The organism is Sphingobium abikonense NBRC 16140, assembly GCF_001598335.1.
Lineage (GTDB): Bacteria > Pseudomonadota > Alphaproteobacteria > Sphingomonadales > Sphingomonadaceae > Sphingobium > Sphingobium abikonense.
This window is the reverse complement of the sequence record NZ_BCYT01000004.1, coordinates 11361-35332: the sequence shown is the minus strand read 5'-3', so window position 1 is coordinate 35332 and position 23972 is coordinate 11361. Positions and strand designations below refer to the sequence as shown.

The following is a 23972-nucleotide window of genomic DNA, read 5'->3' as shown; positions in this document are numbered from 1 at the left end:
CCCTCCCTTTTTCGGGGAGGGGCCGGGGGTGGGTGCGATTGCCCGGCAATCGCTGGCATTGCCTGTAAGGTCAAGTCGCAAGGCTTGCCTCGCTTGCCACCCACCCCTTCCCCCTCCCTGACAGGGAGGGGCTTATCCAGGCATCAAAGGCTGGCCACGAACTTCTTGTAGGCGGCTTCGTTCATCAGGCCTTCCAGCTCGCTGGCGTCGGTCAGCCGCAGCTTGAAGAACCAGCCATCTTCTTCGGCGTCGCTGTTGACCAGCGCGGGTTCGTCCTCCAGCGCGCTGTTGGTTTCCACGACTTCGCCCGAGATCGGCGCATAGACGTCCGACGCGGCCTTCACCGATTCGACGACGGCGGCATCATCGCCCTTCTCGAACGTCGTGCCTTCGGCGGGCAGTTCGACGAAGACGATGTCGCCCAGCTGTTCCTGCGCATAGTCGGTGATGCCGACCGTGGCGATTTCGCCCTCTACGTCGATCCATTCATGTTCGTCGGTAAAATAACGGCTCATATGCATGTTCCCCTTCGCAAAGGTGATGAAATCAGGGCTTGCGGCGATACCGGTGCGGAACGAACGGCATCGGTGCGACCACAGCGGCAATACGCTTGCCGCGCACATCTATTTCCAACGCCGTGTCGATTGCCGAATAAGGCGTACTGACCCAGCCCATGGCAATCGGCGCGCCGATCGTAGGGGCAAAACCGCCCGACGTGACTTCGCCGACCTCGACCGACCCGGCAAATATCCTGGCGCCTTCGCGCGCGGGTAGACGACCATCGATCCGCAGCCCCACCCGGCGCGCGCCCGGTCCATCGGCCAGTTCCTTCATCACGCGGGCATGGCCGATAAAGCCGCCTTCCTCACGCCTGCGCTTCTGGATGGCAAAGCCCAGATCCGCCGCGATCGTGCTGACGGCGGGCGTCAGATCATGGCCGTATAGCGGCAGACCCGCCTCCAGCCTCAGCGAATCGCGCGCGCCAAGACCGATCGGCTTGACCTGGGGCAGCGCGCAGAGCGCGTCGGCCAGCAACCTGGCATCCTCGCCCGGTATGCTGATTTCAAAGCCGTCCTCGCCGGTATAGCCGGACCGGCTGATCCACAGCGACACGCCGCGCCAGGTGAACAGGCCCGATTGCATGAACAGCAGGTCGGCCGTTTCCGGGATCAGGCTGGCCAGCGCTTCGCCGGCTTGCGGCCCCTGAAGCGCCAGCAAGGCCTGCTCGTCCATATGGTTCATGGTGACTTCGTCAGGCAGATGCTCGATCATCCAGCCGATATCGTCATATTTGGTCGCACCATTGACGACCATGTAGATGTCCGCCCCGTCGAACGCGCCGTCACCCAGGCGCGACACCATCAGGTCGTCCAATATGCCGCCTTCGTCGTCCAGCAGCATCGAGTAACGCTGGCGAAAGGGCTTCAATCCCTTGATGTCGCTGGGCAGCAGATGCTCCAGCGCGGCATCGACGCCCTCGCCGGTAAAGGTTAGCTGGCCCATGTGGCTGACATCGAACAGGCCGGCATGTTCACGGGTCCAGCCATGTTCGGCCATGATGCCTTCATACTGGATCGGCATGTGATAGCCGGCAAAGCCGACCATGCGCGCGCCCTTGTCGCGATGCCAGGCATCGAGCGGCAATGTCTGCAACGGCAGCTCTTCGATATGGGTGACGTCGTCAGTGCCGGACATGGATGCGGCCTCCGTGCATGAGGATATGGCGACAGCGTCATCCTGCCCGATAGGCCGGATTGCTGCCACCCCCTCTGTCACGGAACCTGAGAGCTTTGACCAGCGGCCTTGTGGCCGACCAGCTTACCCCTTCGGTGGGACGGGCGAGAAGCGCGTCCGCTTTCCAGAGTGCCTTGCGCGCGATGCGGTCCTTTGGCCTGAGAGATTCCGGGGCGGTTGCTCCTTCGGCGACGGGCTATGCCTCAAAGGCCGCCCATGCTCTCCCGCATCATGCCCGGCGGACGAATCCGCCGGAGACAAACAGCGCATTGCGACAAAGGAGGGGGCGCGTCAATCGGCGAGCGCGAGCGCCCCGAAGATTTCCCGATGCCGCTTTTCCGCATAGCGATCCGTCATGCCCGCGATGAAATCGGCGATATGGCGGCTGCGGGTCGGTTCTTCCAGCGCGCACTCGTCGCGCCATTCGGCCGGCATCAGCGCAGGATCATCCTGATAGGCCCGGAACAGGTCGGTGACGATCACCCGCGCCCGATCAGCGGCGGCCAATTGGTCGGGATGATGATAGAGCGTTGCATACATGAACCGCTTGAGCGCGCGTTCCTGCGCGGCGAGGTCAGGCGAAAAACCAACGAGCGTGCGGTCGAGCGCGCGCACATCGTCGACGGTTTCAACCCGCGACTCCGCGATGTTCCGCCGGGTCGTTTCCAGCAGATCATTGGCCATCACGCCAATCTGTTCGCGCACCAGTTCGCGCAGCAACCGGTCCTGCGGCACGTCGGGATAGCGGGCGCGGACACGGTCCCAGCAAAGCTGGACGAACGGCACCTCCAGCAACTGCTCCAGCGTCAAAAGCCCGGCGCGCAGGCCGTCGTCGATATCGTGATTGTCATAGGCGATGTCGTCGGAAATCGCCGCAAGCTGCGCCTCCAAGGAGGCGTGGCTTGTGAGGTCAAGTGGAAAAAGCGCAGTCAATTCCCGCATCGCCCAGCCTGGATGCATAACCGGCCCATTATGCTTGGCCAGGCCCTCCAGCATTTCCCAGCTGAGGTTCAGCCCGCGAAAGCGCGGATAGGGACTTTCCAGCAGCACCAGCGTGCGCAGTGTATGGGCATTATGGTCGAACCCGCCATGCTGCTCCAGCGCAGCCTCCAGCGCATCCTCGCCGGCGTGGCCGAAGGGCGGATGGCCGATGTCATGCGCCAGGCACAACGCCTCCGTCAGATCCTCGTTAAGGCCCAATGTCCGCGCGGTGGTGCGCCCGATCTGCGCGACCTCCAGACTGTGAGTCAGGCGGACCCGATAATGGTCACCATCGGGCGACACGAACACTTGGGTCTTATGGCGCAGGCGGCGAAAAGCGATCGAATGAATGATGCGGTCGCGGTCGCGCTGGAAAATGTCGCGCGGCCCGCGCATCTCCCCGCCCGGCTCGGCGTGAAGGCGGCCGCGACTGGCGGCGGGGTGGCAGGCATAGGGGGCGAGCATCGTCATGCCCTGCGCCTTACTCGCCCGCCAGCTTCTCGACTACCTCTCCCGCATCGCTTTTCCACGCGAACACGTCGGCACCTGCGGCCTTGAGCTTGGTTTCCAGTTCCTTGGCGCGAGCAAAACTGGGGAATGGCCCGACGAGCAGCCGGTTAGTCTGGCCCCAGCCGGCCGTCCACGCATCCTGCGGTGCGATGCTATCATATTTGCCGCGCAGCCGCTTCATCGTGAAGGCGAGCGCGGACTTGCTCTGCCCTACCCCCACCTGCAACCAGTTGCGCGACGGATTGGCGGCAAGGCGCTTTTTCTCCTCGGCCTCTTTCTTGGCCTTGGCGTCGGCTTCGGCTTTTGCCTTGGCGGCCGCTTCCTTCTTCGCCTTGGCCGCGGCAGCCGCGGCTGCAGCCTGTCGTTCGGCGCGCTGGGCCGCCTGCATGGCCGCGATCTCGTTCAGATCCACCGCCGCCACGGTCGGCTGCCGTTCCGCATCGGGCACATCGATCGCGCGAATGATGTCAGCAAGCGTGCGCGTGGCTTGCGGGTCGGGCGCGGGAGGCGCGGACGGCGTGGATGCCGCAGCAGGCGGCGGCGACGCCTGGGCGAGTGCGGCGGAATCGCCTTGCGCGCCGGTTGCGGGGGGCAGCGTTGCGGCAGCGGGCGTTCTGCCGTCGATCGTGTCCAAGCCCGGCGCAGGCGGCCCCTGCACCGCCGAAGCAGCAACGCGCGCCGTCGGCTGCGGCGGCGGCGGCGTGGATGCGGATGCGGATGCGGATTTTTGCGCCTGAGGCAAGGGCTGCACCAGGGGCTGCGCGGCGCGGGTCGGCAAGGGCTGGACAGTCTGCGCCTGCGCAACTTGCGTCGGCGCGTCAGGTGCAGGGGCGTTGTTCGTCGCGCTGGCGACAGCGGTAGAGGCTGGTTGGGTGGCGGTTGAGAAGCCGGGCGTCGGCGCAGGCGTCAGCGTTCTCTGTCCTCCGGCGCGCGCCAGACGCGCCGCCTCCCGGCGCTGCCGCCGCTGCTCGGCCCGGCTGAGCGGACGAGAGCGCGTCGGCGCGGTCTGCGCGGGCGCTTGCGCGACTTGGGTGGCGGGCTTGGTCGCGGGTACTACCGATGCCGTCGCGGGTGGCGGCGCAGTCGGCGTGACGGCTGCGACAGCGGTGCCGACCTGCGAGGGGAACTGCCCGAAATGCACCGCCGCCGCCTTCTGCTGCGCGGTCAGATAGGGCATTTTCTGCATATAGGGGGTGATCGCTGCGGCAAGTTGCGCGGGCATGGCCTGCTCAGCCACTTTCTGGGCATCGGCCTGACGATTGTTCATGGCATAGATGAACGCGCGGTATCGCCATGCGGCGCGGTCGCTCTTGTAGAGCAGCGGCTCCAGCATCTTTTCCGCCGCATCCACCTGCCCGGAAATGCCGAGGGAGGCGGCATAACGGCGGCGCAATTCGGCATTGTCGGGCGACCGCGCCAGGGCGGCCTGATAATCCCGCTGCGCGCCCGCCTGATCGCCAGTCAGATCGCGCGCAAGGCCGCGTTCCGTCAAAATACTCGCCTCAGGAAAGCCGAGCCGCTGCGCCTGATCGAACAAGCGGACGGCTTCTGTCGGATTTTGGAGCTTAAGCATGACCCGCGCCAGCCCTGCCTTGATGCGGCCGTTTCCGCTCGCAATCGCATCGGCGCGGGCAAAGAAACCGGCGGCCCCGTGCGGATCATCCAGCGCGAGCGCGGCCTCGCCCGCGCCGATCAGCGCATCGACATCGCGCGGGTTGGAGGCCAGCCGCGCAAGATTGCTGTTGAGGTCGGCAGCGCCCAACGGCCGGACGAGGTCGGCCTGATCGGTCTGAGCAATGGCGGAGGGCGCAAACAGAAGCGCGCAGAGAATCCAGGGAAGAGACTTAGTCACATCCCCCCCTTAACCGATGCCATGCTGAATGGGAAATCAACGCGAACAAAAAGCGCGCCGGGCCGCACTGGTTGGCCGACGACGCGCTTTCCTGCACAGTAGGCGGACGTCGCCGCCCCTGGCGTTACTGGTTGTTCTGGCGGTTGAGGAACCGGGGAATATCGACACCGGGTGCAGCATCGTCCGAACCGGCGCCAGCCGACTTTTCCGACCCGCGCGTCAGGCCCGCCATCCGCTCGAACAGCGTGCCGCCGGTGGCCACACGCGGCGCAGGTTGCGTCGGGGCAGGCGCGGGTGCCGGTGCAGGCGGTTCGGCATTATCGGCGCCCAGCACCAGCTCGTCCTCCTCCGAATTGTCGTCGGAGAATATAGCGGCCGGCTTGGGCGGCGAAAAAGGCGTAGCAGCGGGTGTGGGCGCAGGCTGAGGCGCGACAGGCGCAGGGGTCGGTGCTGCCGGCACGTCCAGCTCCAGCGTCTCCGGCTCGGCCGGTGGCGTAGGCGCAGCCTGCTGCGGCGCGGACGTCGGGGCCGGAGCGGCAGTTGCCGGGCGCGCCGTCTGTTGCGGGACGGAGACCGACGGACGGCTCGCGAAGCTGAACGGCTGGGTCAGCGGCGCGGCCTGGCTCCCCACCTCATTGTCGATGCCGGTGGCGACCACCGACACGCGAATCTTGCCGTTGAGATTGTCGTTGAAGGCGCTGCCCCAAATGATGTTCGCATCGGGATCGACCAGTTCGCGGATATGGTTCGCGGCTTCGTCCACTTCCATCAGGCGCATGTCGTCGCCACCGACGATGGAGACGATGACGCCCTTTGCGCCGCGCATCGACACGCCGTCGAGCAGCGGATTGGCGATCGCCTTTTCCGCCGCCTGAAGCGCACGGCCGTCGCCTTCGGCTTCACCCGTACCCATCATCGCCTTGCCCATTTCGCCCATCACCGACCGCACGTCGGCGAAGTCGAGGTTGATGAGGCCCGGCATGATCATGAGGTCGGTGATCGACCGCACGCCCTGTTGCAGCACCTCGTCCGCCATCTGGAACGCTTCCTTGAAGGTCGTGTTCGGATTGGCGATTAGGAACAGATTCTGGTTCGGAATGACGATCAGCGTGTCGACATGCTTCTGCAATTCCTCGATACCGCTTTCCGCCGACTTCATCCGGCGATTACCCTCGAAGGTGAAGGGCTTGGTCACGACGCCAACGGTCAGGATACCGCGATCGCGCGCCGCCTTCGCGATAACCGGGGCAGCGCCGGTGCCGGTGCCGCCGCCCATGCCGGCCGTGATGAAGCACATATGCGCGCCATTGAGCGCCTCTTCGACCGAGGCGATGGTTTCTTCCGCGGCCGCCTTGCCGATTTCCGGACGCGACCCCGCGCCCAGGCCTTCGGTGATCTGCGGGCCAAGCTGAATGCGGCGTTCGGCGGGCGAGCTGTTAAGCGCCTGCGCGTCGGTATTGGCGACGATGAAATCGACACCTTCGACCGAAGCGGCAATCATGTTGGCGATGGCATTGCCACCCGCGCCGCCGACACCGATTACCGCGATGCGCGGCTTCAGTTCGTCCACATGGGGCGGGCTGATTTCAATGCTCATATATTCTGCTCCCTCAGCTTCCTCGTCAGGAAGCGACATCGTCATCATTCGTTAACACCAGAAAATAGGGGATTCACCACCTAATTTCGTCTTCGCCAAAAATCGTTCAGTAGTTCGCCTTGATCGCGCGCATCATGCGTTGCCACCAGAGCGGCGTTCCCAGCCGATGCACGGTCTGCGGCGCGGGCGCCATCGTGCGGAGATCAACCGGGTTGGAATGACCGTAAAGCGCCAGCCCCGCCAAGGTTGCAAAGGCCGGACCACTATGCGCTTCGGGCATGGCGGACAGACCGCGGGGGCGACCAATCCGCACCGCGCGCCCCAGCGCGCCCTGCGCATAATCGGCAATGCCCTTCATTTCCGCGCCGCCGCCGGTCAGCACCACCTGCCGGCCGGTCGAATTGAAGCCCATGCCGGCCAATGCCGCATTCACTTCGGTCATGATCTGGTTCAGTCGTTCGCAAATAACGCCGACCAGCGCCGCGCGGGTAATCTTGCCGCCTTCCGCATTGGGACCGGCCGCCTGACCCGGAACGGCGACGTCGCCATGGGGCGGCGCGATCTCGATCATCTCGCGAAAATCGCGCGGATTCTGCATCGCCGAGCCGTAGAAACATTTGATCCGTTCCGCCTGGCTACGGCGAATGCCGAAAGAGGACGCAATATCGTCGGTAATGTCCGATGCACCCATGGGGATCGAATGAAGCCCGACCAGCATGCCCCCTGCGTAAAGCGAGACATTGGTCACGCCCGCGCCCATTTCCACCAGCGCGACGCCCAGGTCGCGTTCTTCCTCGGACAGGCAGGCAAGGCCCGTCGCAATGGGCGAGGCGACGATGGAATTGACGTTGAGATACGCCCCGCGCACGCACAGGTCGAGATTGGCGAGAGGCGCGCCATCGGCCAGCACGACGTGGATATCGACGCCCAGCAGGTCGGCATGCATGCCCAGCGGCTTCTTGACCGGCACCTTGCCATTGATGGTGAAGCAGGTCGGCTGCGCATGGAGGACGATACGGCCATCGGGGTCGATGCCCTGTTGCCCGGTTGTCAGCAGATCGTCGATATCGGGCTGCTCGATACGATAGCCGCCCATGTCGCGTTCGACCGTGACGACATCGCTGACCAGGCTGCCACCCGAAAAGCTGACCCACACATCCTCGATATTGGTGCCCGCCACGCGCTCGGCCTGCTCGACGGTTTCGCGCACGGCCAGTTCGGTGCGCTCCATATCCGCGATGAAACCCCGCCGAACGCCGCGACTTTCCCGCTGGCCCGTGCCCAATATCGCCAGTTCACCCGTATCGGTGCGCCCTGCGATCAGCGCGGACACTTTCCAGGAACCGATGTCGACGGCGGTGATAAGCTTTTCGACCTTGGGCTGCGGCATGGCGCTCAGCCCTCCTCGCCGCTCGACGGTGCGGCGGCGCTGGTGGCACCCTCCATCGGCTTTTCCTCCACGCGGCCCTGCGGCAGGCGCAGGACGAACCGATCGGGATCGCGCATGTCGAAGCGGACAATGCCGCGGCCGAGCAGCCGATTGACCCCGTCCATCCGGGCGAAGTTGACCAGCGCGGACGCCGATTGCGTGTCACCTTCCGGCAGGGACAGCGTCTCGCCCGACTGGAAGCGCAGGTCCCAGCGGCGATTGCCGACCCAGGTCGCGCCAGCCAGCATGGGTTTGAGCGCGGGCGCATTTTCCATCAGCTTGTTGAGGCCGGCGGTCTGCCGGTTCGCGTTTGGCCCAACGACCAGCGGCAGGTCCGGCATCGCGCTGGCGGAAACCGATTGCAGCACCACGCCCGACACGTCGATCAGGTGCAACTGCCCGTCATGCTGCCACACGGCGACCGGATCACGCTCGACGATATCGACTACCAATGTGTCGGGCAGGCGACGCGAAATGCGCGCATCCTTGACCCAGCCGAGTTTCAGCATCTGCTGGCGCACATGGGGCAGGTCGAGCGACAGCATGGATCGGTCCACCTGGCCCAGCGCAATATTATAGACCGGCAGTTCGTCCATGCGCTCGACCCCGCGCACCTCGACCTTCTCCACCTCGAACCCGGCGCGCGCGGCCATATCGGCCGCCTGCTGACGCGCGACCTCCGGTAGGCCTAGATAGACGGCGATGGCGACCAGGATCGCGCCGAAAATGCCCACGATGGTCCAGCTCGCCATGCGCTGGAGCGTCGCTTCGCTGACCGGAAGATGCTCGATCAGCTTGTCGACCCAGCTCTGCCGCTTGAGCGACCGCCCGCGGCCACCACGGCCGGCGGTACTGCCCTTGCTGCTCATGCGGGCAGTGCCGCCGCGCCTTATCCGTGCTTCAGCCATGCCCCTGCCCCGTCCTGCTTGCCGCCCCGGCGCGGTTCAGCGCCTCCTCCACAATCGTTTCGACCAGTGTCGCATAGTCGATGCCCAGCTTGGCCGCCTGTTCAGGCACCAGGCTGAGCGGCGTCATCCCCGGCTGCGTATTCACTTCCAGCAGATAGAGGCCGTCCAGCCCGCGTTCATCATCCCAGCGGAAATCCGCGCGCGACGCGCCCTTGCAGCCAAGCAACTGGTGGGCGCGCAGCGCAATCGCCTTGCAGACTTCGCTGATCTCGGCGGGAATATCGGCCGGGCAGACATGCTCCGTCATGCCATCGGTATATTTGGCGTCAAAGTCGTAAAAGCCGCTTTTGGGACGCAATTCGGTGACGAGCAACGCTTCATCGCCCAGCACGGCAGTGGTCAGCTCGCGACCGCGAATATAGGGTTCGGCCAAGAGTTCGGGAAAATCCTGCCACGGTCCCACAGCATCGCGGGCGATCGGATTGCCATAATTGCCTTCGTTCGTGACGATGGCGACACCGACGGAGCTACCTTCGTTGACGGGTTTGAGCACATAGGGACGCGGCAGCGGATCGGCGGTGAAAAGGCTTTCGCTCTCCACGATATGGCCGCCGGGCATGGGAATACCGTGCGGCACCAGCGCCTGCTTGGTCAATTGCTTGTCGATCGCGATGACGGAGGTAGCAAGGCCGCTATGGGTGTAGATGAGGCCCATAAGGTCCATCATGCCCTGCACCGTGCCATCTTCACCGGGAACGCCGTGCAGCGCGTTGAAAATCACGTCCGCCTGCGTTTCCGCGAGCCGCTGCGCCACATTGCGGTCCATGTCGATCCGCGTGACCCGATGGCCGCGCGATTCCAGCGCCTTGGCGACGCCTTCCCCGCTCGACAGCGACACCGGCCGCTCCGCCGACCAGCCACCCATCAGGACGGCGACATGCCATGGGCCGCGCGTCATTGTGCCCTCCCCACGCGCTGGATTTCCCATTCCAGCTCGATCCCGCTCTTGTCCCTGACGCGGCGGCGGACCTCCTCACCCAGCGCCTCGATATCGCTGCTGGTGGCGTCGCCGCTGTTGAGCAGGAAATTGGTGTGCTTCTCGCTCACCTGCGCGCCGCCGATCTGGAGCCCGCGACAGCCGGCCTCGTCCACCAGTTGCCAGGCCTTGTGACCATCGGGATTCTTGAAGGTCGAGCCGCCTGTTTTGCTGCGCAGCGGCTGGCTTTCCTCGCGCGCGGCGGCGATGCGGTCCATTTCTGTTTGGATCGCGGCCGGTTCGCCGGGATGGCCGCGGAAGGTCGCGCTGACCACGATCGCGCCGTCGGTGAGGTTGGAGTGGCGGTAGCTATAGGCAAGGTCGCGGTTCAGCAGCGTCACCTGCTCTCCCGAGCGGAGCACGACCTCACATTCCAGCAGGATATCGGCCGTCTCGCGCCCATAGGCGCCGCCATTCATGCGGACGAAGCCTCCCACCGTGCCGGGAATGGAGCGCAGAAATTCAAGGCCCGCAATGCCCGCATCGCGCGCGGTCGACGACACGAGGATGCCCGACGCGCCCGCACCGCAGACCAGGCTCGTTTCGTCCTGCCGATCGACCTTCGCGAAAGCTTTGCCGAGGCGCACGACGACGCCCGGCACGCCGCCGTCCCGCACGATCAGGTTGGAGCCAAGGCCCAGCGCCATGACCGGCATGTCGGGGTCAAGCTGAGCCAGAAAATCGGACAGGTCGTCGGCATCCTGCGGCTCGAACAGCCACTGCGCCGTGCCACCCGTCTTGAACCAGACGAGCGGCGCAAGCGGCGCATCGGGCTTGAGCACGCCGCGGACAGCAGGAAGGGCAAGCGCCGTCATCAAGACCGCATGCCCCACAGGCTCATCCATTTTTTCATGGCGCTGAGGCCGGCTTCATTCGTCTGGGCTGCGGCGATATTTCCTTCGACCTGGCGCTGCGCGGCCTCCACCATGTCGCGCGCGGCTTCCACGCCCCGCATCTGCGCGTCGATCATGCGCTTCTGCATTTCCAGGCCCACGGCAAAAAGCTCGAACATCAGGCGGTTTCCTTGCTCTTGGCCGCAATGGCGGAGGCGAGGCCCGCCGCCCATTTGGTGATATCGCCCGCCCCCAGGCAGACGATCATATCATCGGGCTGAAGATCGGCGGCCAGCTGCATGGCAAGGTCATCCGCATCGGCAACGGTCGCGGCATGGCGATGCCCGCGCCGCTTCAGCCCCGCGACCAGCGCGGCGCTGTCGACGCCCTCTATCGGCGGCTCACCCGCGGCATAGACGGGCGCGGCATAGACGATGTCGGCGTCATTGAACGCCTGCTGAAACTCATCCATCAGGTCGCGCAATCGGGTGAAGCGATGCGGCTGGACGACCGCGACGACGCGGCCCAGCGCCCCTTCGCGCGCGGCGGCGAGCACGGCCTTGATCTCGACCGGATGGTGGCCATAATCGTCGATCACGGTCGCGACGCCATCGCCGACCGGGGCCTCCCCCACCTTGGTAAAGCGCCGTTTCACGCCGCCAAATTTTTCAAATCCGGTGCAGATGACGTCATGGGTGATGCCCAATTGCAGGGCGACCCCGATCGCGGCCAGACTGTTCGACACATTATGCTTGCCCGGCATTGGCAACAATATGTCGCTGATCTTTTCGACATGGCCGTCGCGGTCGCGGATCAGCACGTCGAACAGGTTGCCGCCGGGCACCGGCCGCACATTCTCCCCGCGAATATCGGCCTGGGCCGAAAATCCATAGGTGACGATGCGCCGGTCCTGCACGCGCGGCAGGATCGCCTGCACTTCGGGATGATCGAGGCATAGCAGCGCCGCACCATAGAAGGGCACATTGCCGACAAATTCGACGAAGGCGTCCTTTACGCGATCGAAGCTGCCATAATGGTCGAGATGTTCAGGATCGATATTGGTGACGACCGCGATGGTGCCGTCCAGCCGCAGGAAGCTGCCGTCGCTTTCGTCGGCTTCCACAACCATCCAGTCACTATTGCCCAGACGCGCGTTGGAGCCATAGCTGTTGATAATGCCGCCGTTGATGACGGTCGGATCGACGCCGCCGGCATCCAGCAACGCCGCGATCATCGACGTGGTCGTGGTCTTACCGTGCGTGCCGGCAACCGCGACGGTGGATTTGAGGCGCATCAATTCGGCCAGCATTTCCGCGCGGCGGATGACGGGCACGCGGGTTTCGAGCGCCAGTTCCACTTCGGGATTGCCGCGCTTGATCGCGGTCGAGGTCACGACCACGGCGGCATCGCCCAGATTTTCGGCCTTGTGGCCGATCATCACCTTGATGCCCTTGGCCCGCAGCCCTTCCACGACATAGCCTTCGGCAACGTCAGACCCCTGCACGCTGTAGCCCAGATTATGCATGACTTCGGCAATGCCGGACATGCCGATGCCGCCGATGCCGATGAAATGGATCGTGCCGATGTCGGTGCCGACACCCTTCATGCGGGAACTCCCTGAAGATTGAGCGAAGTAGGGGTGGGACCGACCTTGACCGGATCATTCATGATCGGCGCGCGGCCGATGCTTTCCAGCAGGTCCGCCATATCGCGCGCAGCGTCGGGGCGGCCGCAATTCCAGGCGCGCTTGGCCGCGTTCTGGAGCGCGCCCGGCTCCATCGCCATTTTCTGCATCTGCTTGGCCAGCTCGATGGCGGTGAAGCGGCTTTGCGGGATCGTCCGCGCACCGCCGGCCTGAGTCATTTCACGGGCGTTGGCGGTCTGATGATCGTCCATGGCGCTGGGCAGCGGGACAAGGATGGCAGGCCTGCCCGCGCAGGTCAGTTCCGCCAGCGTGGACGCGCCAGCGCGCGCGATCACCAGATGCGACCAGCCCAGCTTTTCGGGCACATCGTTGAAATAGGTGGCGAGGTCGGCGGGGATTTCCATCTCCGCATAGGTCTTGCGCACGCGCTCAATATCCTCGGCGCGGCATTGCTGCGTCACCTGCAAGCGGCGGCGCAGCGCGACTGGCAGCATCGACAGGCCTTCGGGCACCACGCTGGACAGGATGGATGCGCCCTGGCTGCCGCCGATGACGAGCACGCGAAACACGCTTTCGTCGGTCAGCGCGGGAAACTCCTCCTCGCGCAACTGCTTGACTTCCTCGCGCACGGGATTGCCGATCAGATGCACCTTGCCGGCGTACCGGAATTTCAAGCGCGCAACATCAGGATAGGCAGTGGCGATGGCATCCACTCGGCAGGCAAGCAGACGATTGACCCGGCCCAGCACGGCATTTTGTTCATGGATGGCGGTCGGAATGCCGTCGGCCAAGGCTCCCAGCAGCGCGGGCATGGCGGGATAGCCGCCAAAGCCGACCACGGCGGTCGGGCGGAATGTTTCGTTGAGGCGGCGCGCCATGGCGCGTCCGGCGAGGATCGCCTTCACCGCGCCCGGCCAGCTTGCCGGGTTCTTCGTCATCCGGCCCGCCGGCATGACATGGACCTGCGCGCTTTCGAAAATGCCGGGTATCTTCGCCCCGCGCTCATCGGTGACGAGGGCGACATGATGGCCGCGCGCCATCAGTTCCTGCGCCACCGCATGGGCGGGTATCATGTGACCCCCCGTCCCGCCGGCGGCGAGGACGAAGTGACGGGAAATGCTCATCGACCACTCCATTTGACCACCGTATGCCGGCCCATGAAGGGATTGCGCCGCGTGAAGGCGAGCAGCAGGCCGACCCCGGTGCAAAGCGCCAGCATAGAGGAGCCGCCATAGCTGATAAAGGGCAGCGTCATGCCCTTTGACGGAAATATCTGCGCATTGACGCCCATGTTGATGATCGCCTGCAAACCGAACTGGGTGGTGAGGCCGGCCGCGGCCAGGATGGTGAAGACGTCCTCCTCATCCAGAAGGCGCAGCAGCACGCGCACGATGATGGCGAGGTACACGCAGGCGATGGCGATGCAGGCGAGCAGACCGAATTCTTCGCCGATGACGGAAAAGATATAGTCGGTATGCGCTTCGGGCAGGCGGAACTTGTTGAGGCCACCGCCCGGCCCAACACCGGTGAAACCGCCATGGGTAATGGTGCGGAAGGCCAGATCGGTCTGATCCGGGCCGGTGTCCATCTGCACCCCGATGCCCAGAAAGTCGTTGATGCGCTGGCGGCCATTTTCATAGAACATATAGACAGCGACCAGGCCTGCGAGGCCCGCGCCGCCCAGCATCGCGATCCAACGCATTTCCAGGCCCGACAGCAGCAGGAGCGCGCCCCAGCAGGCCATGAAGATCACCGTCTGCCCGAAGTCGGGCTGGCGCATCAGGACGGCGGAAATCAGAAGGGTCAGGGCGCCGGTCAGTTGAATGACGGGAAGCTTCGGGTCCTTCGCCCGCAGCGACAGCAGCCAGGCAAGCGTAACGACATAGGCTGGCTTCAGGAATTCTGACGGCTGGAAGCGAAAACCTGGCAGGTCGATCCAGCGCCGCGCGCCGTTCACGGTCGACCCCAGGATCGGCACGAACAACAGCATCAGGAAGAAGAAGGCGCACAGGAAGATCGCGAGCCGCCGCGCCTGCGGCCGCGGCAGCATGGAGATGACCAGCATGATCGGCAGGCCGATCATCACCCACATCAGCTGGCGATAGAAATAGAGAAGCGGATTGACCGCGATGTCGGCCGTCGACCGGTCGATCGCGGCGACGGGGGACGCGGCGGCGACCGCCACCAGCCCGATCGCCATCAGCGTCACGATCAACGACAGGAGAACGCGGTCGATCTCCCAGAACCAGATGGCAAGCGCGGTGCGTTCGCGCGGAACCGTGCGGGTGCGAAAACCCTTCACCAGTTCACCGGCCTTCGACATCCCTGTTCCCCTCTTGCTCATCGCCCCTTAGGTCTTTCCTTATTCCAGCGCCGCGACCGCTGCGGCGAAGGCATCGCCGCGCGCTTCGAAATCGCGAAACTGGTCGAAACTGGCGCAGGCCGGCGACAACAGCACGACGTCGCCCGGCTGCGCGATGCGGGCTGCGCGGCGGACGGCGGCGCTTAGCATTTCGCTATCGTCGACCGCCATATGTGGGCGCAGCAGATCGGCGAACATATGCCCCGCTTCGCCGATGGTATAGGCATGGGCGACGTTGCCGAAATGGGGGGCGCATTCGTCCAGATTGTCGGACTTGGCGACCCCGCCCAAGATCCAGTGGATGCGAGGCTTTCCGTCTTTGGCCGGCCATGCCGCTAGCGCCGGGGCGGTGGAGGCGGCGTTGGTCGCCTTGCTGTCATTGACGTAGAGGACGCCGTTGAGGGTACGGACCGCCTGCATTCGATGGGGGAGCGAGGCGTAGCTGGCGAGGGCGTTCTGACGCTGATCCCAGTGGATGCCAAGCTCCAGTGCAACAGCGTCAGCAACCGCAGCATTCTGCGCGTTGTGCGGCCCCTGCAAAGAGGGCCATAGATGCTGATAGTGTTCGGCAAATTCAGTCGATCCGACACGGGTTCTGCTACCCGCATTTATCCGGAACTCGTCATTGGCCGGATCGAACAGCCGCGCTACAAGCGGATCATCGCTGGAAGCTACGGCGACATGATCAAACGACTGCATTTCAAAAAGGCGCATCTTCGACGCGACATAGCCCTCAAACCCATCGTAGCGATCCAGATGATCGGGCGTGATGTTGAGCAGCACGGCGACGTTGCAGTCCAGGCTGTGGGTCAGGTCGATCTGGTAACTGGACAATTCCAGCACATAGACACCCACGCCATGGAGGTTGGGTTCCAGCGGCGGCTGGCTGAGGATCGGCAGCCCGATATTGCCGCCCATGACCGTGGGATAGCCCGCCTGTTCGATGATGTGATGGATCAGCGCCGTGGTGGTCGACTTGCCGTTGGTGCCGGTGATACCGACCACCTTGTGCGGCGGCAGCGTCGGGCGGGCGAGCGCGAACAGTTCGATGTCGCCGATGATCGGCACGCCGGCCAGTCTGGCCCGCATGGCGATGGGATGACGGTTGAGCGGCACGCCCGGCGACACGACGATGCCATCGAAACCGGCGAGGTCGATCTCCATCGGGTCGCCGAGTTCCGCCTTCCCTTCGACCAGCGCGCGCGCCTCTTCGCGGCTGTCCCAGGCGACGACGCGCGCGCCGCTTGCGACCAGCGTGTCCACTGTGGCGAGGCCTGAGCGGGCAAGGCCGAGGACGGCGTAGGTCTTCCCTGCAAAGGCGCTGGAAACGATCATCCGCTTACCTCAGCTTCAATGTCGCAAGACCGGCGAGCGCCAACACAAAGGCGATGATCCAGAATCGGATCACAACGGTCGGCTCGGCCCAGCCCAGCTGCTCGAAATGATGGTGGATCGGGGCCATGCGGAAGATGCGCTTGCCGGTCCGCTTGTAGAAGAAGACCTGGATGATGACGCTCATCGCTTCCACCACGAAAAGCCCGCCGATGATGCCCAGCACGATTTCATGATGCGCGGTGACGGCGATCACGCCGATCGTGCCGCCCAATGCCAGGCTGCCGGTGTCGCCCATGAACACGGCGGCGGGCGGCGCATTGAACCAGAGGAAAGCAAGGCCCGCGCCGATGATCGCACCGCACAATATGGTGAGGTTGCCCGCGCCCGGAACATGGGGGATGCCCAGATATTCGGCAAAGTCCGCCCGGCCGACCAGATAGACGATCAACAGGAAAGCGAGGCAGGCGATGATGACAGGCATGGTCGCCAGGCCATCCAGGCCATCGGTCAGGTTCACCGCATTGCCGAATGCGACGATGACGAAAGCGGCAAAACAGAAATAGAAGGGACCAAGCTCGATCGCGGGGCCATTGTAGAAAGGCACATAGAGCGCGGTGTTGCCATGCTGGTTGACGATCATCCAGGCCGCGACGCCCGCGATCAGAAATTCGAAGATCAGGCGCATCTTGCCCGACAGCCCCTTGTGACTGGCCTTCGTCACCTTGTCATAATCGTCCAGAAAGCCGATCGCGCCGAACCCCAATGTCACGAACAGGCACGCCCAGACATAGATGGACGACAGGTCCATCCACAGCAGCACGGATGCCACCATCGACGTCAGAATCATGAGCCCGCCCATGGTCGGCGTGCCCCGCTTGGCGAGGTGCGTCTGCGGCCCGTCGTCGCGGATCGGCTGCCCCTTGCCCTGGCGCACGCGCAGCCAGCCGATGAATTTGGGACCGATCAGCAGGCCGATGACAAGCGCGGTCGCGATCGCCGCGCCCGCGCGAAAGGACAGGTAGCGGATCAGATTGAATATACCCGCAAAATCTAGGGTCTGGGCGAGCCAGTAGAGCATCAGTTCGTTTCTCCGTCGCGGACGGCCTGACCCAGGGCGGCGACCAGGCGCGACAGCCCGATGCCATTAGACCCCTTGACCAATATCGCGTCGCCCGCACGCATTTCTTTTTCAATGAGAGGGATGGCGCTCGCAGCGTCAGGCACATGGGCATAGGCCATAGTGCCTTCGAGCGCGTCGGCCAGCGGCGCCATCTCCGCGCCTACCAGCACCGCAAAATCAACCGCGCCATCGGCCAGAGGCTTGGCCAGCCCGGCATGAAGATCGGCGCTGGCGCTGCCCAGTTCGCGCATGCCGCCCAGCACCGCGATGCGCCGATCGGCGGCTTCGCGGCCCAGTTGCTTCAACGTCGCGGCCATGGACAGCGGATTGGCGTTATAGCTTTCGTCGATCAGCAAGGCTTCGCCGCCCGCGACCGGCAGGATGCGGCGCTCCCCCCGGCCCGGCAGCCCCGGCATTTCGGCGAGCGCAAGCCCGGCCGCCGCCAGATCGCCGCCCACCGCCTCGACCGCCGCCAGCACGGCAAGCGCATTGGACACCCAATGATCGCCGGGCGCAGCGACGGTAAAGCACAACTCCGCGTCTGGCAGGCGCGCCGTCACCAGCGTGCCGCCATTGGGCGCAGGCACCGTTTCAAGCGCATGCACATCGGCCTGCGGGCTCATGCCGAAGGTCAGGATGCGCGCCGCGTGGCGCTCCGCCTTGTTATAGAGCGTCGCGACATGCGGGCTGTCATAGGGGATGATGGCGGTGCCGCCCGGCTCCAGTCCCTCGAAAATCTCGGACTTGGCCTCCGCAATTTTCGCCTCGGTCCCGAAAAACTCGATATGGGCAGGCGCGATCGCCGTGACGATCGCGGCATTGGGCCGCACCTGCCGGGTCAGCGCGGACAATTCGCCGGCATGGTTCATGCCCATCTCGAATATGCCATAGGCGCTTTCGCGTGGCATGCGCGCCAGGCTGAGCGGCACGCCGACATGGTTGTTATAGCTTTTTACCGACCGATGCGCCTGCCCCGGCGCGGCACGATCCAGCGCGAGATACAGCGCCTCCTTCGTGCCGGTCTTGCCGACCGATCCGGTGACTCCAATGACCTTGCCGTCCATGCGCCTGCGCGACGCGATTCCGAGTGCCTGAAGCGCGGCTGTGCTGTCGGTCACGCGAATATGGGGATGGCCGATCGCGTCGCTGACGATCGCGCCCGCCGCCCCTTGCAAGAACGCCTGGTCGACGAAGCGATGACCGTCGGTCGCCTCCCCCTTCATCGCGACGAACAGGTCGCCCGGCTTCACTTCGCGGCTGTCGAACGCGACTCCCGAAACGACGAACGGCGCCGACGCGGCGCCGCCTGTGGCCTCGGCAATCTCAGCAGAGGTCCAGAGGTCGCTCACCCCGCGCACTCCCGCGCGACGGTGACGTCGTCGAACGGCAGGACGCGGTCGCCGATAATCTGGCCCTGCTCATGGCCCTTGCCGGCCAATAGCACGATGTCGTCCGCGCCCGCCTGCGCGATGGCGGCGGCAATGGCGTCGCGGCGGCCGCCAATTTCTTGCGCATGCGGCGCACCGGCCAGCACGGCGGCGCGAATGGCGCTCGGCTCTTCGGACCGGGGATTGTCGTCGGTGACGATCACATGATCGGACAGGTCGGCCGCGACCTTGCCCATTTGCGGGCGCTTGCCGGCGTCGCGATCACCGCCCGCGCCGAACAGGGTGATAAGCCGCCCCCTTGTATGCGGGCGGAGCGCCTCGATCGCGGCGCGCAGCCCATCGGGCGTATGCGCATAGTCGACATAGACGGGCGCGCCTGTCCGGCTGATCACCGCACGCTCCAGCCGGCCGCGCACGGGCTGCACCCGGCCGAGCAGTTCCATGACCCTGGCGGTATCGCCGCCGGTCGCAACGACGAGGCCAGCCGCGGTCAGGGCATTTGCGGCCTGATAGGCGCCGATCAGCGGAAGGTTCACCTTGTAAAGCGTGCCGTCTGCATGCACCTCCAGCGTCTGGCCCAACTGGGTCGGGGTGCGGTTGGCAAGCTGCAAAGCACGCCCCTGCACCCCGACACTCAGCACACGAAGCCCCCGCTTCGTAGCCCGCGCGATCGCCTTGTCCGACCAGTCGTCGTCCGCCCAGATGACGGCGCTGCCCTGCTGTGCGACGACCTCGTCAAACAGCCGCATCTTGGCGTCAAAATAGCTGTCCATGTCGCCATGATAGTCGAGATGATCGCGCGACAGGTTGGTGAAAGCGCCGGCGAGCACCGGCAGCCCTTCGGTACGATACTGGTCGAGGCCGTGGCTCGATGCCTCGAACGCGGCATGCGTGATGCCTTCGCGGCGCAAGCCGGCCATATTGGCGAGGAAGGTGACGATGTCGGGCGTGGTAAGGCCGGTCGACACCTGATCGACCGAGGTGGTGACGCCCAATGTCCCGATCGAGGCCGCATTATGGCCCATCATGCGCCAGATCTGGCGGGCGAGTTCGACCGTGCTGGTCTTGCCGTTGGTGCCGGTGACGGCGACCGTCACATCAGGGAACGGCGCAAAGAAACGCGCGGCAAGCTGCGCGAAGAGCTGACGGGGATTGGCGGCGGCGATATGGATCGCTCCGTCGACATAGGCTTCAGGCCGCGCGACGATGGCGATGGCGCCGGCCCGCACGGCGTCGGGAATATAGTCTTCACCGTTGACACGCTGGCCCTGGAAAGCGCCAAAGATGGTCCCCGGTGCGACCTTCCGATTGTCGATGGCAAAACCCGTCACGGACGTGTCGAGGCCGCCAACGGCGCTTACCGCATTGGCGACCTCGGCATCCAGCTCCTCGATAAGCGACCCGAGGCGCATTATTCCTTCTCCTTCTGACCGTGAAGCAGCGGCATCAGATCGGAAATATCGACGTCGCGCCGCTCGTCCGGCATGATACCCAGCATCGGCCCCGTCCGCTCGATCACGCGCTTTACCACCGGGGCGGCGGTCCAGGCAGCCGTGCGCAGGCCGAACTGGCCCGTCGCCTCATCCATGATGGCGACGACGACATAGCGGGGATTGTCCATCGGGAAGGCAGAAGCAAAAGTCGTCACCAGCGAAGTCTTGTTATAGCGGCCTTCCTGGGGCTTTTCGGCCGAACCCGTCTTGCCGCCCACCCGGAATCCCTTGGCGTCCGCGCTTCGCCCCGTACCGGCTGACACGATCATCCGCAACAGTTGCCGCATCCGCGCGCTGGTGGCGGCGGAAAAGACGCGGCGACCCTGCGGCACGTCCTGCGGTCGCAGTTTGCGCACGGTGGCGGGGCGCCACATGCCGCCATTGACCAGCGCCGCATAGGCGGTGGCAAGGTGCAGCGGCGTCACAGCGATGCCATGGCCATAGGACACAGTCATGCTGGTGATGCGCCCCCAGTTGGACGGCCAAAGCCCGGCCGCGCGTTCATTGAATTCGATCGGTGCGCGCTGATCAAAGTCGAGGCTGCGGAACAGCTTCTGCAGCGGCGCGGCGCCCATTTTGTCGGCGATGCGCGCGGTGCCGATGTTGGAGCTGTGCACCAAAATTTCCGGCACGTTGATCCAGCGGCCGAGCGGATGGTCGTCCTTGATTCGGAAGCCGGCGACGGCAAGCGGCGCGGTGGCGTCATACCGCTCGCTCATAGAGGTGACGACGCCGGCATCCATGGCCGCCGCGATGGAAAGCGGCTTGAAGGCGGAACCAAGCTCGTAGCGCGCCTGAACCATATGGTTGCAGAGCGGCGATTCGGAACAGCGCTTGCCCGCGTAATTTTGCAGCTTGTTGGGATCGAACACGGGGATCGACGCCATGGCGATGACTTCGCCGGTGTTGACGTCCAGGATGATGCCCCCCGCGCCCTTGGCGCGGGTCTGGACCAGCTGGGTGTAGAGCTCGCTTTCGAGCGCGCCTTGAACCCGACTGTCGATGGAAAGGGCAAAGGGCTTGCCACGCAGCGCCGGGTCGATCAGCCGATCGTTGAAGGCGGCCTCCGCGCCCATGCCGCCTACGCCCTTGCTGTTGGGGGCGAAGCCGAGGATGTGAGCAGCCAAGGTGCGCTGCGGGTAGAGCCGTTCCTTCTCACGCGGAAATTCGATGCCGATCTCCCCCAGCGCGTTCACAGCCGCCACCTGTTCAGGTAGAGCCCGGCGACGCAGATAGGCCCAGCCCTTGCCCGTCAGCTTCTTGTAAAAGGTCGCTTCGGCTTCATCGGGGAAGATTTCGTGCAATTTGCGGGCAAGTTCGGCGGGTTCGCCGATCAGCTTCGAGGGCCGCACCGAAACGGAATAGGCGTCCATGGTTCGCGCCAGCGGCACGCCATTACGATCCACGATGTCGGCGCGCGCAGGCACGAAAGGCCCGAGCGACCCGTCCCCGCCCGTCCCATGCGCAAAAATGCCGACCCAGAAGAGCCGGCCGATCAGGATGGTGGTGATGGCGAGGAACAGGATGAGCAACAGCATCAACCGGTTATGCGCCATGGCGGTGAGGTTGACCCTCTGCCGCCCTGCGCGCGGGCCGCCGGGCTGAACGATGATCGTCGCCATCAGCGCGCGCCTTTGCGTTTTTCGCGGTCGGCCCGCGCCGTCAGATCCCCCAAAGTGCTGTCGTCCAGCAGCTTGGCGTCCAGCATCGCCATCCGCTCCGCCTTGCGCGCGATCGGATTGGGCTTCGACACATCGGCGTCCGCCTTCGCCTGAACCACGGCGGGCTTTGGCGCAGGCTTGGGCAACTTGTCGACATTATCGGCCGCATGGGCTTCGCGAATGATCGCGATGTCGCTGCGAATCTGGGTCGCCGCCGGGCTCTCGGGCGCCTTTTGCGGAGCGGAAGGAAGATCGGCCGGGGTTTCGACCATCGCCACCATCACCGGAGGCGCGACATAGTCCGGCCCATTGGGCTGCACGCCGTCCAGCTGCGCCAGTGCCCTTTCCCCCTCCAGATATTGCTGCGCAGTCGGCGTGGCATAAAGGAAGTCATGCTGGTTCCAGCTCTCGAGCTGACGCATGGAAGCGCGCGCGCTGAATTCCGTTTCCAGATAGCGAATGTCGGCTTTCGTAGCTGCGATCTGCGACCGCACGCGCATCAATTCGTTGCGTTCAGTCGCGACCTTGAGCGACACCATATATGCGCCCAGCGCGCCGAGCGCGACCAGGATCACCCAGATGAGGCTCTGCAATCTCTTAACGGCGATCATGCGCGGCTACTCCGGGGCGACGAGGGGGCGGGTGAAAGCCGGGATGGTGCGGCGGTGCGGACGGCGCTGCGCAACGTAGCGGAACGGGCGCGGGGGTTGCGCGCCAGTTCCGCGTCGCCAGCGCGCACGGGCTTGGCCGGCTTGGCGAAGGTCGGCTGCGGCCCGGCGGTGCGTTCAGGCAGATGTCGCGATCCCGCACCCTCGCCACCGCTGCGATTGCGCAGGAACTGCTTGACGATGCGGTCTTCTAGGCTGTGGAAGGTCACGATCGCAAGGCGCCCACCCTCCTCCAACAGCTCTTCAGCCGCCTCAAGTCCGCGCTCCAGCTCCTCCAGCTCGCGATTCACGTGAATACGGATCGCCTGAAAGGTGCGGGTCGCCGGGTCCTTCTTGTCATGCGGCTTGTGCCCCAGCGCCTTGCGCACCACCGCGGCCAGCTGCGCCGTGCGCTCCAGGGGACGGGCCTCCACGATGGCGCGCGCGACCCGGCGCGAACGCGGCTCTTCGCCATAGCGATAGATGACGTCGGCAATATCCTCTTCCGGGGCGGTGTTGAGGAAATCGGCCGCGCTCATGCCGCCTTGGCTCATCGTCATGTCGAGCGGACCGTCGGCCTGGAAGGAAAAGCCGCGTTCGGGCCGGTCGAGCTGCATGGAGGATACGCCGATGTCGAGTGTAACGCCCGCCACGCGATCGACATCGCGCTCCGCCAGCAATTGCGCCATGCGTGAAAATTCGCCGGGAATGAGCGTGATACCATGTGCGTCGGCCAGCGCCTGCCCCTCGCGGATCGCGTCGGGATCGCGGTCGAAGGCAAAGACCCGCGCCCCGGCCTTGGCCATGGCGCTGCTATAGCCGCCCGCGCCGAAGGTGCCGTCGACATGAATTTCCCCCGGCGCAATCGCCAGCGCGTCCAGCACCTCGTCGAGCAGTACGGGGATATGGGGCGCGACGCTCACTTGCCGCCTCCGGCCGCGCGCTGGTCCAGCCAGCGGCAGACCTTGTTGCGGATCAGCGCAGGACGATCGGGGCTTTCGACCAGAGCCTCGGGCTTCCAGATCTGGAAATAGCGACCCACGCCGTAGAAAAACACTGCGTCTGTGATGCCGGCCTCTTCCTTGATATCGGGGTGCAGGAAGAAACGGCCGCCATCGTCGAAATTCACGTCCTCGATCGTGCCGAGTCGGTTTTCGCGCTCCAGGTCGGCATTGAAATCGCGACCGGCCTCATAGGCCTGACGCTCCAGCTTCTCGACCTCGTCGAACAGGAATTGCTTGTGCGACAGGCCAAAGCCAGTGGCGCAGCCATTGTCGAGGTGGATGGACAGGCACAGGCGGTTCTGCCCGCCGCTGGCCTGGGCCACCAGCTTGCGCATCTCCAGGGGCAGCACGAAACGGCCTTTGCCGTCCGCGACGCTGAACGCGTTGCCCGAATAGAGAATGACGTCAGACACCCTGAAATTGGCCCCTTTTCACTG

At 64.9% G+C, this 23972-nt stretch carries 21 protein-coding genes and 1 riboswitch; all 21 genes read right to left on the bottom strand.

The window, feature by feature from the left end:
• Nucleotides 1-143: 143 nt before the first annotated feature.
• The gene (gene gcvH, locus SAB01S_RS05730) at nucleotides 144-515 is read right to left on the bottom strand and encodes a glycine cleavage system protein GcvH (RefSeq protein ID WP_037543450.1); all 372 of its coding nucleotides are present in this window, start codon (nucleotides 513-515) and stop codon (nucleotides 144-146) included.
• A 31-nt stretch (nucleotides 516-546) separates the two neighbouring features.
• Nucleotides 547-1695: a glycine cleavage system aminomethyltransferase GcvT gene (gene gcvT, locus SAB01S_RS05725; protein ID WP_062732154.1), complete on the bottom strand. Its 1149-nt coding sequence runs from the start codon at nucleotides 1693-1695 to the stop codon at nucleotides 547-549.
• Between the two features lie 175 nt (nucleotides 1696-1870).
• Nucleotides 1871-1971, bottom strand: a riboswitch (glycine riboswitch).
• Between the two features lie 54 nt (nucleotides 1972-2025).
• The gene (locus tag SAB01S_RS05720) at nucleotides 2026-3186 is read right to left on the bottom strand and encodes a deoxyguanosinetriphosphate triphosphohydrolase (RefSeq protein WP_062732153.1); all 1161 of its coding nucleotides are present in this window, start codon (nucleotides 3184-3186) and stop codon (nucleotides 2026-2028) included.
• A 10-nt stretch (nucleotides 3187-3196) separates the two neighbouring features.
• Nucleotides 3197-5077 carry an SPOR domain-containing protein gene (locus SAB01S_RS05715; RefSeq protein ID WP_062732152.1) on the bottom strand — a complete coding sequence of 627 codons (1881 nt, stop codon included), beginning with the start codon at nucleotides 5075-5077 and terminating at the stop codon, nucleotides 3197-3199.
• Nucleotides 5078-5201: 124 nt separating this feature from the next.
• On the bottom strand, nucleotides 5202-6674 hold the full coding sequence (gene ftsZ, locus SAB01S_RS05710; protein ID WP_062732354.1) for a cell division protein FtsZ: 1473 nt from the start codon (nucleotides 6672-6674) through the stop codon (nucleotides 5202-5204).
• A 106-nt stretch (nucleotides 6675-6780) separates the two neighbouring features.
• Nucleotides 6781-8064, bottom strand: coding sequence for a cell division protein FtsA (gene ftsA, locus SAB01S_RS05705; RefSeq protein ID WP_021227049.1), 1284 nt, complete (start codon nucleotides 8062-8064; stop codon nucleotides 6781-6783).
• 5 nt (nucleotides 8065-8069) lie between these two features.
• Nucleotides 8070-9011, bottom strand: coding sequence for a cell division protein FtsQ/DivIB (locus SAB01S_RS05700; protein ID WP_062732151.1), 942 nt, complete (start codon nucleotides 9009-9011; stop codon nucleotides 8070-8072).
• On the bottom strand, nucleotides 9004-9969 hold the full coding sequence (locus SAB01S_RS05695; RefSeq protein ID WP_062732150.1) for a D-alanine--D-alanine ligase: 966 nt from the start codon (nucleotides 9967-9969) through the stop codon (nucleotides 9004-9006). Before SAB01S_RS05695 ends, SAB01S_RS05700 begins: the two co-directional genes overlap by 8 nt.
• Complete coding sequence (murB, locus tag SAB01S_RS05690) at nucleotides 9966-10862, bottom strand: UDP-N-acetylmuramate dehydrogenase (RefSeq protein WP_174525623.1); 897 nt, start codon at nucleotides 10860-10862, stop codon at nucleotides 9966-9968. The genes SAB01S_RS05695 and murB overlap by 4 nt, the downstream gene beginning before the upstream one ends.
• On the bottom strand, nucleotides 10862-11059 hold the full coding sequence (locus SAB01S_RS05685; RefSeq protein WP_062732148.1) for a hypothetical protein: 198 nt from the start codon (nucleotides 11057-11059) through the stop codon (nucleotides 10862-10864). Before SAB01S_RS05685 ends, murB begins: the two co-directional genes overlap by 1 nt.
• The gene (gene murC / locus SAB01S_RS05680) at nucleotides 11059-12486 is read right to left on the bottom strand and encodes a UDP-N-acetylmuramate--L-alanine ligase (protein ID WP_062732147.1); all 1428 of its coding nucleotides are present in this window, start codon (nucleotides 12484-12486) and stop codon (nucleotides 11059-11061) included. Before murC ends, SAB01S_RS05685 begins: the two co-directional genes overlap by 1 nt.
• On the bottom strand, nucleotides 12483-13649 hold the full coding sequence (gene murG, locus SAB01S_RS05675; protein ID WP_062732146.1) for an undecaprenyldiphospho-muramoylpentapeptide beta-N-acetylglucosaminyltransferase: 1167 nt from the start codon (nucleotides 13647-13649) through the stop codon (nucleotides 12483-12485). The genes murC and murG overlap by 4 nt, the downstream gene beginning before the upstream one ends.
• Nucleotides 13646-14848 carry an FtsW/RodA/SpoVE family cell cycle protein gene (locus SAB01S_RS05670; RefSeq protein ID WP_062732145.1) on the bottom strand — a complete coding sequence of 401 codons (1203 nt, stop codon included), beginning with the start codon at nucleotides 14846-14848 and terminating at the stop codon, nucleotides 13646-13648. The genes murG and SAB01S_RS05670 overlap by 4 nt, the downstream gene beginning before the upstream one ends.
• A gap of 39 nt (nucleotides 14849-14887) precedes the next feature.
• On the bottom strand, nucleotides 14888-16222 hold the full coding sequence (murD, locus tag SAB01S_RS05665) for a UDP-N-acetylmuramoyl-L-alanine--D-glutamate ligase (RefSeq protein WP_062732144.1): 1335 nt from the start codon (nucleotides 16220-16222) through the stop codon (nucleotides 14888-14890).
• A gap of 4 nt (nucleotides 16223-16226) precedes the next feature.
• Entirely contained in the window at nucleotides 16227-17300 is a 1074-nt protein-coding gene (gene mraY, locus SAB01S_RS05660; RefSeq protein ID WP_062732143.1) for a phospho-N-acetylmuramoyl-pentapeptide-transferase, read from the bottom strand.
• On the bottom strand, nucleotides 17300-18691 hold the full coding sequence (locus tag SAB01S_RS05655) for a UDP-N-acetylmuramoyl-tripeptide--D-alanyl-D-alanine ligase (RefSeq protein ID WP_062732142.1): 1392 nt from the start codon (nucleotides 18689-18691) through the stop codon (nucleotides 17300-17302). Before SAB01S_RS05655 ends, mraY begins: the two co-directional genes overlap by 1 nt.
• Nucleotides 18688-20142, bottom strand: coding sequence for a UDP-N-acetylmuramoyl-L-alanyl-D-glutamate--2,6-diaminopimelate ligase (locus SAB01S_RS05650; protein ID WP_062732141.1), 1455 nt, complete (start codon nucleotides 20140-20142; stop codon nucleotides 18688-18690). Before SAB01S_RS05650 ends, SAB01S_RS05655 begins: the two co-directional genes overlap by 4 nt.
• The gene (locus SAB01S_RS05645; protein ID WP_062732140.1) at nucleotides 20142-21845 is read right to left on the bottom strand and encodes a peptidoglycan D,D-transpeptidase FtsI family protein; all 1704 of its coding nucleotides are present in this window, start codon (nucleotides 21843-21845) and stop codon (nucleotides 20142-20144) included. The genes SAB01S_RS05650 and SAB01S_RS05645 overlap by 1 nt, the downstream gene beginning before the upstream one ends.
• Nucleotides 21845-22495, bottom strand: coding sequence for a hypothetical protein (locus tag SAB01S_RS05640; RefSeq protein ID WP_062732139.1), 651 nt, complete (start codon nucleotides 22493-22495; stop codon nucleotides 21845-21847). The genes SAB01S_RS05645 and SAB01S_RS05640 overlap by 1 nt, the downstream gene beginning before the upstream one ends.
• Nucleotides 22492-23454, bottom strand: coding sequence for a 16S rRNA (cytosine(1402)-N(4))-methyltransferase RsmH (gene rsmH, locus SAB01S_RS05635; protein WP_062732138.1), 963 nt, complete (start codon nucleotides 23452-23454; stop codon nucleotides 22492-22494). Before rsmH ends, SAB01S_RS05640 begins: the two co-directional genes overlap by 4 nt.
• On the bottom strand, nucleotides 23451-23948 hold the full coding sequence (locus SAB01S_RS05630; RefSeq protein ID WP_062732137.1) for a division/cell wall cluster transcriptional repressor MraZ: 498 nt from the start codon (nucleotides 23946-23948) through the stop codon (nucleotides 23451-23453). The genes rsmH and SAB01S_RS05630 overlap by 4 nt, the downstream gene beginning before the upstream one ends.
• Between the last annotated feature and the right edge of the window lie 24 nt (nucleotides 23949-23972).

What these genes read in the sequence shown, in the direction of transcription:
- gcvH (WP_037543450.1), bottom strand. Translation starts at nt 515, where the DNA reads ATGAGCCGTTATTTTACCGACGAACATGAATGGATCGACGTAGAGGGC.
- gcvT (WP_062732154.1), bottom strand. Translation starts at nt 1,695, where the DNA reads ATGTCCGGCACTGACGACGTCACCCATATCGAAGAGCTGCCGTTGCAG.
- SAB01S_RS05720 (WP_062732153.1), bottom strand. Translation starts at nt 3,186, where the DNA reads ATGACGATGCTCGCCCCCTATGCCTGCCACCCCGCCGCCAGTCGCGGC.
- ftsZ (WP_062732354.1), bottom strand. Translation starts at nt 6,674, where the DNA reads ATGAGCATTGAAATCAGCCCGCCCCATGTGGACGAACTGAAGCCGCGC.
- ftsA (WP_021227049.1), bottom strand. Translation starts at nt 8,064, where the DNA reads ATGCCGCAGCCCAAGGTCGAAAAGCTTATCACCGCCGTCGACATCGGT.
- SAB01S_RS05700 (WP_062732151.1), bottom strand. Translation starts at nt 9,011, where the DNA reads ATGGCTGAAGCACGGATAAGGCGCGGCGGCACTGCCCGCATGAGCAGC.
- SAB01S_RS05695 (WP_062732150.1), bottom strand. Translation starts at nt 9,969, where the DNA reads ATGACGCGCGGCCCATGGCATGTCGCCGTCCTGATGGGTGGCTGGTCG.
- murB (WP_174525623.1), bottom strand. Translation starts at nt 10,862, where the DNA reads ATGACGGCGCTTGCCCTTCCTGCTGTCCGCGGCGTGCTCAAGCCCGAT.
- SAB01S_RS05685 (WP_062732148.1), bottom strand. Translation starts at nt 11,059, where the DNA reads ATGTTCGAGCTTTTTGCCGTGGGCCTGGAAATGCAGAAGCGCATGATC.
- murC (WP_062732147.1), bottom strand. Translation starts at nt 12,486, where the DNA reads ATGAAGGGTGTCGGCACCGACATCGGCACGATCCATTTCATCGGCATC.
- murG (WP_062732146.1), bottom strand. Translation starts at nt 13,649, where the DNA reads ATGAGCATTTCCCGTCACTTCGTCCTCGCCGCCGGCGGGACGGGGGGT.
- SAB01S_RS05670 (WP_062732145.1), bottom strand. Translation starts at nt 14,848, where the DNA reads ATGTCGAAGGCCGGTGAACTGGTGAAGGGTTTTCGCACCCGCACGGTT.
- murD (WP_062732144.1), bottom strand. Translation starts at nt 16,222, where the DNA reads ATGATCGTTTCCAGCGCCTTTGCAGGGAAGACCTACGCCGTCCTCGGC.
- mraY (WP_062732143.1), bottom strand. Translation starts at nt 17,300, where the DNA reads ATGCTCTACTGGCTCGCCCAGACCCTAGATTTTGCGGGTATATTCAAT.
- SAB01S_RS05650 (WP_062732141.1), bottom strand. Translation starts at nt 20,142, where the DNA reads ATGCGCCTCGGGTCGCTTATCGAGGAGCTGGATGCCGAGGTCGCCAAT.
- SAB01S_RS05645 (WP_062732140.1), bottom strand. Translation starts at nt 21,845, where the DNA reads ATGGCGACGATCATCGTTCAGCCCGGCGGCCCGCGCGCAGGGCGGCAG.
- SAB01S_RS05640 (WP_062732139.1), bottom strand. Translation starts at nt 22,495, where the DNA reads ATGATCGCCGTTAAGAGATTGCAGAGCCTCATCTGGGTGATCCTGGTC.